Annotated in this window: 14 protein-coding genes and 1 pseudogene; all 15 read left to right on the forward strand. The window is 66.1% G+C overall.

Going from position 1 to position 12,700, the window contains the following annotated elements:
* Positions 1-128: pseudogene (locus P2T65_RS07770) on the forward strand (IS5/IS1182 family transposase); the annotation flags it as partial.
* Positions 129-280: 152 nt separating this feature from the next.
* Positions 281-976 (forward strand): hypothetical protein, encoded by a 696-nt coding sequence (locus P2T65_RS07775; RefSeq protein ID WP_063186271.1) that lies wholly within the window; start codon positions 281-283, stop codon positions 974-976.
* A gap of 375 nt (positions 977-1,351) precedes the next feature.
* Positions 1,352-1,468: a DUF1236 domain-containing protein gene (locus tag P2T65_RS07780; RefSeq protein ID WP_245282561.1), complete on the forward strand. Its 117-nt coding sequence runs from the start codon at positions 1,352-1,354 to the stop codon at positions 1,466-1,468.
* 355 nt (positions 1,469-1,823) lie between these two features.
* The gene (locus tag P2T65_RS07785) at positions 1,824-2,189 is read left to right on the forward strand and encodes an NADH-quinone oxidoreductase subunit A (protein ID WP_055458354.1); all 366 of its coding nucleotides are present in this window, start codon (positions 1,824-1,826) and stop codon (positions 2,187-2,189) included.
* Positions 2,180-2,764, forward strand: a complete 585-nt coding sequence (locus tag P2T65_RS07790) for an NADH-quinone oxidoreductase subunit B (RefSeq protein ID WP_055458353.1) — start codon at positions 2,180-2,182, stop codon at positions 2,762-2,764. Before P2T65_RS07785 ends, P2T65_RS07790 begins: the two co-directional genes overlap by 10 nt.
* A 12-nt stretch (positions 2,765-2,776) precedes the next feature.
* Positions 2,777-3,382 carry an NADH-quinone oxidoreductase subunit C gene (locus tag P2T65_RS07795; RefSeq protein ID WP_055458352.1) on the forward strand — a complete coding sequence of 202 codons (606 nt, stop codon included), beginning with the start codon at positions 2,777-2,779 and terminating at the stop codon, positions 3,380-3,382.
* Positions 3,383-3,397: 15 nt separating this feature from the next.
* A complete protein-coding gene (locus P2T65_RS07800; protein ID WP_063186273.1) occupies positions 3,398-4,588 on the forward strand; it encodes an NADH-quinone oxidoreductase subunit D in 1,191 nt (396 codons plus the stop codon).
* A complete protein-coding gene (locus P2T65_RS07805) occupies positions 4,588-5,520 on the forward strand; it encodes a hypothetical protein (RefSeq protein ID WP_245280480.1) in 933 nt (310 codons plus the stop codon). Before P2T65_RS07800 ends, P2T65_RS07805 begins: the two co-directional genes overlap by 1 nt.
* Complete coding sequence (gene nuoE, locus P2T65_RS07810) at positions 5,520-6,650, forward strand: NADH-quinone oxidoreductase subunit NuoE (protein ID WP_276199537.1); 1,131 nt, start codon at positions 5,520-5,522, stop codon at positions 6,648-6,650. Before P2T65_RS07805 ends, nuoE begins: the two co-directional genes overlap by 1 nt.
* 6 nt (positions 6,651-6,656) lie before the next feature.
* A complete protein-coding gene (gene nuoF / locus P2T65_RS07815) occupies positions 6,657-7,958 on the forward strand; it encodes an NADH-quinone oxidoreductase subunit NuoF (protein ID WP_276199538.1) in 1,302 nt (433 codons plus the stop codon).
* A 50-nt stretch (positions 7,959-8,008) separates the two neighbouring features.
* Positions 8,009-10,087, forward strand: coding sequence for an NADH-quinone oxidoreductase subunit NuoG (nuoG, locus tag P2T65_RS07820; protein WP_276199539.1), 2,079 nt, complete (start codon positions 8,009-8,011; stop codon positions 10,085-10,087).
* A gap of 12 nt (positions 10,088-10,099) precedes the next feature.
* A complete protein-coding gene (nuoH, locus tag P2T65_RS07825) occupies positions 10,100-11,143 on the forward strand; it encodes an NADH-quinone oxidoreductase subunit NuoH (protein ID WP_055458346.1) in 1,044 nt (347 codons plus the stop codon).
* Positions 11,144-11,174: 31 nt separating this feature from the next.
* Entirely contained in the window at positions 11,175-11,663 is a 489-nt protein-coding gene (gene nuoI / locus P2T65_RS07830) for an NADH-quinone oxidoreductase subunit NuoI (RefSeq protein ID WP_055458345.1), read from the forward strand.
* A 93-nt stretch (positions 11,664-11,756) separates the two neighbouring features.
* Complete coding sequence (locus P2T65_RS07835; RefSeq protein ID WP_055458344.1) at positions 11,757-12,371, forward strand: NADH-quinone oxidoreductase subunit J; 615 nt, start codon at positions 11,757-11,759, stop codon at positions 12,369-12,371.
* Positions 12,372-12,391: 20 nt separating this feature from the next.
* Positions 12,392-12,700 carry an NADH-quinone oxidoreductase subunit NuoK gene (nuoK, locus tag P2T65_RS07840; protein ID WP_055458343.1) on the forward strand — a complete coding sequence of 103 codons (309 nt, stop codon included), beginning with the start codon at positions 12,392-12,394 and terminating at the stop codon, positions 12,698-12,700.

Here is a 12,700-nt window from a genome sequence, read left to right on the forward strand (position 1 = left end):
TCTTCAACAAGATCAAACACTTCCGCCGTATCGCCACCCGCTTCGACAAGACGGCGGAAAACTTCCTCGCCGCCGTGAAGCTCGCGTCCATCCGCATCTGGCTACGCGGTTATGAGTCTACGGCCTAACATGGGGCGTTGACATGAAGCATGCCAATTCGATGAAGCAGCGGCAGCTGCTGATCGCAGCGAGTATTGCGACCCTCATGGCTTTTGCTGTTCCGGCAAATGCGCAAGACTTGGGCGGTTTGGGAGGCGCTCTCGGTGGAGCGGTTGGTGGATTGGGTGACACCGTCAGTGGTGTTGGCGACGCGCTTGGCGGCTCCCTCGGCGGCGCCGTGAGTGGCGTCGGTGGTGCCGTCAGCGGTCTGGGCGATGCTCTGGGCGGCTCCTCGGGCGGCGCGTCCGGCGGCTCGCTCGGTGGGGCCGTCGGCGGTGTCGGCAATTCCGTCGGAGGCGCTCTTGGCGGGGTCGGCGGAGCTTTGGGCGGGGTGGAGGTCGGCCTCGGCGCCAACATCGGGAGCGTTGCTGGTGTCGGCGCTGGTGCGAGCCTCGATGACGACGGGCTCAATGCCGGTATCGGCATTGGCATTCTCGGGCTCGCCACGGCTGGCGTCGGCGCATCAGCGACGCCGGATGACGGGATCAATGCCGGCATCGGCGTTGGTATCGGCGGTACCAGCGGCATCAATGTCGGGCTCAATCTCGGCATCGGCGGCAACGGGGGCGGAGGCCCGGGCGGTCCGGGAGGTCCTGGTGGTCCTGGTGGTCCTGGCGGTCCTGGTGGTCCTGGCGGTCCGGGAGGTCCTGGTGGTCCCGGCGTCGGTGGTCCCGCCGGCAGTGTCCCGGCTGCCGTGTCCGGAATGAGCCAGCAGCAGGTCGCGGCGCTGAAGAAGCGCTGCTCCAGCATTCTCTCGTCCTATGCCGAGTTCGACGACGAACTCGTCAGCCTGTGCAAGATGCTTCAGCGCATCTGACGCTTGGTGAAAGGCATGCGCGGATCGCTTGTCCGCGCAACGGCCGGGGCCGGCTGCCGGGCCGGCCCCGGCGAACGACTTCTCCGCTGGGAGCCCCGGAGTTTCGACATCCGGCGCGCCCGTTCACCTTGTCCTTGCCGGTCTCGCTTCTGATACGGATTCGAGGCGCGTCCCGTGGCAGGCATCGTCTGCGAGCGCGGAACGGATACGCCTTACTAGCCGCCTCGGAGCAATGTCGCGCTCAGTGCCGAGCGCGGCGCGCCATCCGGGAATGCATCATCGGCGCGTTCTTCGAGACCATGCGGGACGTGAACTTCACGATCTGCTTCGGCCAATCGATTTGACAGACCGTCGAGTTGCATCCCGTGCCGCTACGTGGGGTGGAGATCGTTCCTGCAGTTCCACGAGCACTTGGATTTCATGCCAGCGGATGGTCGGATCGTCATCGTCGATCCCAAGTCCTATGAGATCGTCTCCATCGTGACCCTCTGACGCGGGGTGCCCTTCGGGCACGGCACCCGTCAGGTATGCCGGACGGGTGCCGTGCCGAAATGTCCCATGCGGATGTTTGGTCGAGCGAGGATGAGGCGGGTCGCGGGGTGGCGGTTGCGCGGGCCTTGCGCCGCGGTGCCGAAAGCCGGGAACATGGCAGCTATGCGGCACCGCAGCACTTGCGCCCGCGGATCGGCTGCGATAAGCCTCGCCCGCAAATGCGAAACGGTCCAAGGTAGCGGATTGCCGGCGTTTTCCGTCGCTTCGCCGCGCTCGGACCGGCTTCGTGCTGAGCGAGAAATCCGTCCAAGAGCCCGCCGTCTTCGGCGACGGGCCACGATACCGCGGGTGCCGGATGCAGAGCCTTCTTGCCGACTATCTGCCGCTCGTCATCTTCATCGGTGTGTCGCTGGTGATCGGGATGGCGCTGCTTGTCTCGCCCTTCATCGTGGCATATTCGCGGCCTGACGCCGAGAAGCTGTCGGCCTACGAATGCGGCTTCAACGCCTTCGACGATGCGCGCATGAAGTTCGACGTGCGCTTCTATCTCGTCGCCATCCTCTTCATCATTTTCGACCTCGAGGTCGCCTTTCTCTTCCCGTGGGCCGTGGCCTTCGGCGACCTCGGCTGGTTCGGCTTCTGGTCCATGATGCTGTTTCTCGGCGTCCTGACCGTCGGCTTTATCTACGAGTGGAGAAAGGGAGCCCTCGAATGGGATTGATCGGCGAAGCGAGCGGCCCGGCCGTCGCGCCGGCGGCCAGGGGCGTCATCGACCCGCGGACCGGCAAGCCCGTGGGCTCGGATGATTCCTTCTTCCTCGGCCTCAATGACGAACTGGCGGACAAGGGCTTCCTCGTCACCTCGACGGACGAGCTCATCCAGTGGGCCCGCACCGGCTCGCTGATGTGGATGACCTTCGGCCTTGCCTGCTGCGCCGTGGAGATGATGCAGCTGTCGATGCCGCGCTACGACGTCGAGCGCTTCGGCTTCGCTCCGCGCGCCAGCCCGCGCCAGTCGGACGTGATGATCGTCGCCGGGACGCTGACCAACAAGATGGCGCCAGCCCTGCGCAAGGTCTACGACCAGATGCCCGAGCCACGCTACGTCATCTCGATGGGCTCGTGCGCCAACGGTGGCGGCTACTACCATTATTCCTATTCGGTCGTGCGTGGCTGCGACCGGGTGGTGCCGGTCGACATCTATGTCCCGGGCTGCCCGCCGACCGCCGAGGCGCTGCTCTACGGCGTCCTTCTTCTGCAGAAGAAGATCCGCCGCACCGGCACCATCGAGCGCTGAGGAACGAGGCGAATGAGCGTCAATCTGACCGAGCTCGGAGAGCATATCCTCGCATCGCTGCCGGGTGCGGCGAAGGCGGCGGGCGTCGGCTTCGGCGAGCTCACGATCTATGCCGACGCGCACGAGATCGTGCGTGTCCTGACCTTCCTGCGCGACGACGCGCGCTGCCGCTTCGTTAACTTCACGGATCTGTGCGGCGTCGACTATCCGGTGCGCGAGAAGCGCTTCGACGTCGTCTATCACCTCCTGTCGCCGCAGCATAACACGCGCATCCGCGTGAAGGTGGAGACCGACGAGGTGACGCCCGTGCCCTCGGCCGTCGGCGTCTTCCCGGCTGCCAACTGGTTCGAGCGCGAGGCTTACGACCTCTACGGCATCCTGTTCTCCGGCCATCCGGACCTGCGCCGCATCCTCACCGACTACGGCTTCGAGGGCCATCCGCTGCGCAAGGACTTTCCGCTCACCGGCTTCGTCGAGGTGCGCTACGACGACGAGGAGAAGCGGGTGGTCTACGAGCCGGTGCGGCTCAACCAGGAATTCCGCAACTTCGACTTTCTCTCGCCGTGGGAGGGCACCGACTACGTGCTGCCCGGCGACGAGAAGGCCAAGGCCAACTGAGCGGGAGAGGGCGCCTTGGGCGAGCATCAGATCCGCAATTTCTCGATCAACTTCGGCCCGCAGCATCCGGCGGCGCACGGCGTGCTGCGCCTCGTGCTCGAGCTCGACGGCGAGGTGGTGGAGCGCGTCGACCCGCACATCGGCCTTCTGCACCGGGGCACGGAGAAGCTGATCGAGGCCAAGACCTACCTGCAGGCGGTGCCCTATTTCGACCGGCTCGACTATGTCGCGCCGATGAACCAGGAACACGCTTTTGCGCTTGCGGTCGAGCGGCTGCTGGGTATCACGGTGCCGAAGCGCGGCCAGCTCATCCGTGTGCTCTATTCGGAGATCGGGCGTCTCCTCTCGCACCTCCTCAATGTGACGACGCAGGCCATGGACGTCGGCGCGCTCACCCCGCCCCTCTGGGGCTTCGAGGAGCGCGAGAAGCTGATGATCTTCTATGAGCGGGCCTCGGGCGCGCGCATGCACGCGGCCTATGTGCGCCCCGGCGGCGTACACCAGGATCTGCCGAGCAAGCTCATCGACGACATCTGGGATTTCTGCGACCCCTTCCTCAACGTCTGCGACGACCTCGAGGGGCTCCTCACCGACAACCGCATCTTCAAGCAGCGCAACGTCGACATCGGCGTGGTCTCGCTCGAGGACTGCTGGGCCTGGGGCTTCTCCGGCGTCATGGTGCGCGGCTCGGGCGCGGCGTGGGACCTGCGCAAGGCGCAGCCCTACGAGTGCTACGAAGAGCTCGATTTCGACATCCCGGTCGGCAAGAACGGCGATTGCTACGACCGTTACTGCATCCGCATGGAGGAGATGCGGCAGTCCATCCGCATCATGAAGCAGTGCCTCGAGAAGCTGCGCTCGCCCGAAGGGCAGGGCCCGGTCTCGACGAGCGACCACAAGATCGTGCCGCCCAAGCGCGGCGAGATGAAGCGTTCGATGGAAGCGCTCATCCACCACTTCAAGCTCTATACGGAAGGCTACCACGTCCCCGCGGGTGAGGTTTACGCCGCCGTCGAGGCGCCCAAGGGCGAGTTCGGTGTCTACCTGGTGTCGGACGGCACCAACAAACCCTATCGCTGCAAGATCAAGGCGCCGGGCTTCGCCCATCTGCAGGCCATGGATTTCATGTGCCGCGGCCACATGCTGGCCGACGTCTCGGCCGTACTCGGCTCGCTCGACATCGTGTTCGGCGAGGTCGACCGCTGATGGCTTCGGCACCGGCCATAGAAGGGACGGGGCTCGTGGGCTGCGCATCCGGCTGGACGCCGTCGGAGCGGACGCGCCGTAAGGTGCTCGAGCCGCTGCGCCGGCGTGTCCTTGGGCCGCTCTTCACCCGTCTCGGCTACGACCTCCTGCCGGCCGTGCCGGAATGGGAACACCGGCCCCTGTCGCGCCGCGAGGTCGATCGGCTCGTGCGCGGAGCCGCCCACCATATCGCCGTCGATCTGGACGCGGCCGGCATCGCGGTGCCGGAGGACATGGAAGGCCTGGTGCGCGCCTTCTATGAAGACATCTGCCAGTGCCCGGTCCGCCAGAAGCACGGCGGCAACGGCTTCAACGGCGCGCTCGAGCTCTTCGTCATCGCGCGGGCGCTCGCTCCGGACGTCATCATCGAATCGGGTGTCTTCCGCGGCCTGACGACCTGGGTGCTGCGCAAGGCCTGCCCCGAGGCGCGGATCTTCTGCTTCGACGCGGTCTTCGCCAATCTGCAGCACCGCGATCCGGCGGCCACCTATCACGAGGCGGACTGGTCGGGCTACGATTTCGACGGGCTCGACCTGTCGCGCGCGCTCGCCTTCTTCGACGATCACATCGACCAAGCACGGCGCATCATCGAGGCCGGGGAGCGCGGGCTCAGCCAGCTCGTCTTCGATGACAACACCGCCGCACATCGTATCCACGCCCATGGCGGCCCGGCCTTTCCGACCGTCGACATGGTGCTCGCCGATGACCTGCCGACGGAGCCGGTACGCTGGCTGCGCAACGGGCGCGAATTCGTCTATGAGGCCGACGCCTCCGTCATCGAAGCCGTCCGCGAGCGGGTCGAGACGGTGCGCAATTTCGATGATCTCCATGGCGTGACCGGCTATTCGCCGGCGCGCCTGACCTATGTGAAGCTCAAGGACAGGCGGATCTGATGGCTGTTCGTCGTCTCGCCCCCAAGGAATTCCAGCCGGACAGCTTCGCCTTCACGGCGGAGAATGCGATCTGGGCAGGGCAGCAGATTGCGAAATATCCCGAAGGCCGACAGGCATCGGCGGTGATCGCGCTGTTGTGGAAGGCGCAGGAGCAGGCCGGCGGCTGGTTGCCCGAGCCGGCGATCCGCACCGTCGCCGACCTCCTCAAGATGCCCTACATCCGGGTGCTCGAGGTCGCGACCTTCTACACGATGTTCAACCTCGAGCCCGTCGGCCGCCATCTGGTGCAGCTGTGCGGAACGACGCCCTGCATGCTGCGCGGCGCCGAGCAGCTCAAGGACGTCTTGAAGCGCAGGGTCGGCGACGAGAAGCACGTCAGTGCCGACGGCAAGTTCTCGTGGATGGAGGTCGAGTGCCTCGGCGCCTGCTGCAACGCGCCGATGGTGCAGATCAACAATGACTATTACGAGGACCTGACACCCGAAAGCCTCGAGAAGCTGCTCGACGATCTCGCCGCCGGCAAGCCGGTTAAGCCCGGCCCGCAGAACGGCCGACGCGCCTCCGAGCCAGAGGGCGCCATCACCACCTTGAGCGATCCTTCGCTGTTCGACGGCTCGCAGATCGGCGCCTGGCGCCAGCGCTTCGAGGCCGAGGCAGCCGAGAAGGCGCGCGCAGAGGCGGAGGCTGCCGCCGCAGCGCCGGAGGCGGCGAAGACGCCCGAGCCCGCCAAGCCGAAGGAGACGCGAGCCGAGGAGAAGGCCGCCGACCGTCCCGAGGTGCGCGTCGCTGAAGGCAAGGCGCCGATCGCGCCGGCCGCCAAGGCGGATGCGGCCGAGGGCGTCGCGGACGAGCACAAGCCCGTCCTCCTCGCCAAGGCGCGTGGCGACGGCCCGGACGACCTCAAGCTCATCTACGGTGTCGGGCCGAAGCTCGCGACCATGCTGAACGAACTCGGCGTCTATCACTTCGATCAGATTGCCGCCTGGAACGAGATGAATCTCGCCTGGGTCGACCAGCATCTTGGCGCCTTCCGCGGGCGCGCGGTGCGCGACAAGTGGATCGAGCAGGCCAGGAAGCTCGCTACGGGCTGGCGCCCGGCGAGCGACGTCGGCGAGAAGCCGGAGGAGTGAACGGCCATGCTGTCTGACAAGGACCGCATTTTCACCAATCTCTACGGGCTTCACAGCCCTGGCCTCGAGGCCGCGAAGATGCGCGGCGCTTGGGACGGCACCAAGTTCCTGCTGCAGCAGGGGCGCGATTGGATCATCGAGGAGATGAAGAAGTCGGGCCTGCGCGGGCGTGGTGGCGCGGGCTTTCCCACCGGCCTCAAGTGGTCGTTCATGCCCAAGCAGTCCGACGGGCGCCCGCACTACCTCGTTGTCAATGCCGACGAGTCGGAGCCGGGCACCTGCAAGGACCGCGAGATCATGCGCCATGATCCGCACCTCCTGGTCGAGGGCTGCCTCATCGCCTCCTTCGCCATGGGGGCCCACGCGGCCTACATCTACATCCGCGGCGAGTACATCGCCGAACGCGAGGCGCTGCAGCGGGCGGTGGACGAGGCCTACGAGGCGCGCCTCATCGGCAAGGACAACGTCCACGGCTATCCCTTCGACCTCTACGTGCACCACGGCGCCGGCGCCTATATCTGCGGCGAGGAGACGGCGCTGCTCGAGAGCCTCGAGGGCAAGAAGGGCATGCCGCGGCTGAAGCCGCCGTTCCCGGCCAACATGGGTCTCTACGGTTGCCCGACGACGGTGAACAACGTCGAGTCGATCGCCGTCGCCGGCACCATCCTGCGCCGCGGCGCCTCCTGGTTCGCGAGCCTCGGCCGGCCGAACAACGTCGGCACGAAGCTCTTCTGCGTCTCCGGCCACGTCAACAAGCCGTGCAACGTGGAAGAGGAGATGGGCATCACCTTCCGTGAACTCATCGACCGGCATTGCGGCGGCATCCGCGGCGGCTGGGACAACCTTCTCGCCGTCATCCCCGGCGGCTCCTCGGTGCCCTGCGTGCCGGCCGAGCAGATCATCGACTGCCCGATGGACTTCGACTCCCTCAGGAATCTGAAGTCCGGCCTTGGCACGGCCGCCGTCATCGTCATGGACAGGTCCACCGACATCGTCCGGGCGATCGCGCGACTCAGCTACTTCTACAAGCACGAGAGCTGCGGCCAGTGCACGCCCTGCCGCGAGGGCACGGGCTGGATGTGGCGCGTGCTGACGCGCATGGCCGAGGGCCGGGCGCTGAAGCGCGAGATCGACATGCTCCTCGACGTGACCTACCAGGTCGAGGGCCACACGATCTGCGCGCTCGGCGATGCCGCGGCCTGGCCCGTGCAGGGCCTCATCCGCCATTTCCGCCACGAGATCGAGAAGCGCATCGACGATTATGCGGCCAACCCGCATTCGGATGCGGTTCTGCAGGCAGCTGAGTGATTGATCACGTCCGGGCGGCTCGCCGCCGGACGGGAAAGGACGAAGTAGCGATGGCCAAGCTCATCGTCGACGGCAATGAGATCGAGGTGCCTGCGGAGTTCACCATCCTGCAGGCCTGCGAGGAGGCGGGCGCCGAAGTGCCGCGCTTCTGCTTCCACGAGCGGCTGTCGATCGCCGGCAACTGCCGCATGTGCCTTGTCGAGGTGAAGGGCTCGCCGAAGCCCGTCGCCTCCTGCGCCATGTCGGTGCGCGACCTGCGGCCCGGCCCCAACGGCGAGCCGCCGGTCGTCAACACCCGCACGCCGCTCGTCAAGAAGGCGCGGGAGGGGGTGATGGAGTTTCTGCTCATCAACCACCCGCTGGACTGCCCGATCTGCGACCAGGGCGGGGAATGCGACCTGCAAGACCAGGCCATGGCCTACGGCGTCGATTCCTCGCGCTTCGCCGAGAACAAGCGCGCCGTGGAGGACAAGTACATCGGCCCGCTGGTCAAGACCTCGATGAACCGGTGCATTCACTGCACCCGCTGCATCCGATTCACCACCGAGGTCGCCGGCGTGCCGGATCTCGGTGCCATCGGCCGCGGCGAGGACATGGAGATCACGACCTATCTCGAACACGCCATGGGCTCGGAGCTGCAGGGCAACGTGATCGATTTGTGCCCGGTAGGCGCGCTGACCTCGAAGCCCTATGCCTTCAAGGCGCGGCCCTGGGAATTGTCGAAGACTGAATCCGTCGACGTGATGGATGCGGTCGGCTCGGCTATCCGTGTCGATGCCCGCGGGCGCGAGGTCATGCGTTTCCTGCCGCGCGTCAACGAGTTCATCAACGAGGAATGGATCTCGGACAAGACGCGCTTCGTCTGGGACGGCCTCAGGACCCAGCGCCTCGACCGCCCCTATGTGCGGGAGAACGGACGGCTGCGTCCGGCGAGCTGGAACGAGGCCTTCGCTCTCATCGCCGAAAAGGTCAATGCGGCGAAGAGCGAGCGCATCGGTGCCATCGTCGGCGACCTTGCCGCCGTCGAGGAAACTTACGCCCTCAAGCTCCTCATGGAGAAGCTCGGCGTCCCCAACATCGACTGCCGTCAGGATGGCGCGCAGCTCGACCCGGCGCTCGGGCGCGCGACCTATCTCTTCAATACCACCATCGCCGGCATCGAGGATGCCGATGCGGTGCTGCTCATCGGCACCAATCCGCGCAAGGAAGCGCCGGTGCTCAATGCCCGCATCCGCAAACGTTGGCGCCTGCTGCGTACACCCATCGGCGTGATCGGCGAGAATGTCGATCTCACCTACGACTATTCCTATCTCGGCACCGGCGCGCAGACGCTGGCCGATCTCGCGGCCGGCAACGGCGCATTTCTCGAGGTGCTGAGCAAGGCCGAGCGGCCGCTCATCATCGTGGGGCAGGGGGCCCTGGCGCGGGAGGACGGCATGGCCGTGCTCGCGGCGGCGGCGAAGCTCGCCAAGGCCGTCGGCGCCCTTGGCGAGGCGTGGAACGGCTTTTCGGTGCTGCACACCGCCGCGGCGCGGGCTGGCGCGCTCGACCTCGGCTTCGTGCCGAAGGCGGACGGTCTCGACGTTGCCGGCATGCTGGCTCCTGGCGCGCTCGACGTCCTCTTCCTTCTCGGTGCTGACGAGGTCGACGTGCCGGAAGGCGCCTTCGTCGTCTACCAGGGCACGCACGGTGACCGCGGTGCCCACCGGGCCGATGTCATCCTGCCGGGGGCGGCCTATACGGAGAAGACCGGCATCTATGTCAACACCGAGGGGCGCCCCCAGTTCGCCAACCGCGCTGTGTTCCCGCCGGGGGACGCCCGCGAGGATTGGGCGATCCTGCGCGCGCTGTCCGATGTGCTCGGCAAGCGCCTGCCGTTCGACTCGCTTGCGGCGCTGCGCGAGCAGCTTTTCGCCGCGCATCCGCATCTTGCCGCTATCGGCGAGATCGCGCCGGTGGACACGGCCGGCATCGAGACGCTCGCCGGCAAGGGCGGCGTGCTCGCCGATGCGCCGCTGATTTCGCCGATCGCCGACTTCTATCTCACCAACCCCATCGCGCGCGCTTCCGCCGTCATGGCCGAGTGCTCGGCTCTGGCCGGCGGGGCGCTGAAGCAGGCTGCAGAGTAAGGACCACGCCCGATGGAATGGCTGACCACGGTTGCGATCATTCTCGGCAAGAGCCTGCTCCTGCTGGTCGCGCTGCTCGTCTTCATCGCCTACATCCTCTATGCCGATCGCAAGGTCTGGGCGGCGGTGCAGCTGCGCCGCGGGCCCAACGTCGTGGGGCCGTGGGGGCTGCTGCAGTCCTTCGCCGACCTGCTGAAGTTCGTGCTCAAGGAGCCGGTGATCCCTGCAGGCGCCAACAAGGGGCTTTTCTTGCTGGCGCCGCTCGTCACCTGTGTGCTGGCGCTGGCCGCCTGGGCGGTCATCCCGGTGGCGGACGGATGGGCGATCGCCGACATCAACGTCGGCATCCTCTACATCTTCGCCATCTCCTCGCTCGGCGTCTACGGCATCCTGATGGGCGGCTGGGCGTCGAACTCGAAGTACCCTTTTCTCGGCGCGCTGCGTTCCGCCGCGCAGATGGTGTCCTACGAGGTCTCTATCGGCTTCGTCATCATCACCGTGCTGCTCTGCGTCGGCTCGCTCAATCTCACCGAGATCGTGCGCGCTCAGGAGGCGAGGGGGCTCGCGACGATGCTCGGCGTGCCGTGGCTGACAGTGCTCAACTGGTACTGGCTGCCGCTGTTCCCGATGTTCGTCATCTTCTTTATCTCGGCGCTCGCCGAGACGAACCGCCCGCCCTTCGACCTGCCCGAGGCAGAATCGGAACTGGTGGCCGGCTTCATGGTGGAATACGCCTCGACGCCGTACCTCCTGTTCATGCTCGGCGAGTACGTGGCCATCATGACCATGTGCTCGCTGACGACGATCCTCTTCCTCGGCGGCTGGACCGCGCCGGTGGCGTTGCCGCCGTTCACGTGGATCCCGGGCGTCGTATGGTTCGTGGTCAAGGTCTGCTTCGTCTTTTTCATGTTCGCCATGGTGAAGGCGATGGTGCCGCGCTATCGCTACGACCAGCTGATGCGGTTGGGCTGGAAGGTGTTCCTGCCCCTGTCGCTCGCTGCCGTCATCATCGTCGCGGCCGTGCTGCAGATCACGGGATGGGCGCCGGCCTCGTGAGGCCGGCAAGAGAAAGGGACGGAGCCGGATCATGAGGCTCGATCAGGCCGCAAAGTCGCTCTTCTTGAAGGAGTTCGTATCGGCGTTCTTCTTGTCGATGCGCTATTTCTTCAAGCCGAAGGCGACGCTCAACTATCCCTTCGAGAAGGGAGTCCTGAGCCCGCGCTTCCGCGGCGAGCACGCGTTACGCCGTTATCCCAACGGTGAGGAGCGCTGCATCGCCTGCAAGCTGTGCGAGGCCATCTGCCCGGCTCAGGCCATCACGATCGAGGCCGGGCCGCGCCGCAACGACGGCACGCGCCGCACGACGCGTTACGACATCGACATGGTGAAGTGCATCTACTGCGGATTCTGCCAGGAGGCCTGCCCGGTCGATGCCATCGTCGAGGGACCGAACTTCGAATTCGCGGTGGAGACCCGCGAGGAGCTCTACTACGACAAGGACAAGCTCCTCGACAACGGCGCCCGCTGGGAGCGGGAGATCGCCCGCAACATCGCGATGGACGCACCCTACAGGTGACGTCGCGGTGAGGTTGTTCGTGAGGGATTCGGTGTCTATAGACGCCATGCCCGGGGGCTTGGGGCCCGTGGGCGACAGGACGGGATACGGGGCATGACGGTCGCAGCGGCCTTCTTCTATCTCTTTTCGTGCGTGTGCGTGGCGTCGGCCTTCATGGTCATCGCCTCGCGCAACCCCGTGCATTCGGTGCTCTTCCTGATCCTGGCCTTCGTCAACGCGGCGGGCCTGTTCATCCTGATGGGCGCCGAGTTCCTGGCGATGATCCTCGTCGTCGTCTATGTCGGCGCGGTCGCGGTGCTCTTCCTCTTCGTCGTCATGATGCTCGACGTCGATTTCGCCGAGCTGCGCCAGGGCTTCCTGCAATATCTGCCGGTGGGCGCCCTCATCGGCGTGATCTTCCTCATCGAGCTCGTGCTCGTCGTCGGTTCGATGGCGATCGATCCCGAGCTCGTGAAGACGCCGGTCGCGGCCATCCCCCCCGTCAGCGAGATGACGAACACCGCGGCGCTCGGCCAGGTGCTCTACACGCGCTACCTCTACTTCTTCCAGGCGTCGGGCCTCGTGCTGCTCGTCGCCATGATCGGCGCCATCGTGCTCACGCTGCGCCACAAGCCGGGCGTCAAGCGCCAGGATGTTGCCCAGCAGGTGGCGCGCACGCGCGACACCGCCATCGAAGTGCGGAAGGTGCCCTTCCGCGAGGGCGTGTGAGTGAGGCCGGAGAGACAGACATGACCATCGGGCTCGCGCATTATCTCACCGTCGCCGCCGTGCTGTTCACGCTCGGCGTGCTCGGCATCTTCATCAACCGCAAGAACGTCATCGTCATTCTGATGTCGGTCGAGCTCATCCTGCTTGCGGTCAACATCAATCTCGTCGCCTTCTCGAGCTTCATGGGCGACATCGTCGGGCAGGTCTTCGCCCTGCTCGTGCTGACCGTGGCGGCCGCCGAGGCGGCCATCGGGCTTGCCATCCTCGTCGTCTACTTCCGCAACCGCGGCACCATCGCGGTTGAGGACATCAACATGATGAAGGGCTGA

Origin of the sequence: Chelatococcus sp. XZ-Ab1, assembly GCF_029309855.1 — a bacterium.
Classification (GTDB): Bacteria; Pseudomonadota; Alphaproteobacteria; order Rhizobiales; family Beijerinckiaceae; genus Chelatococcus_A; species Chelatococcus_A sambhunathii.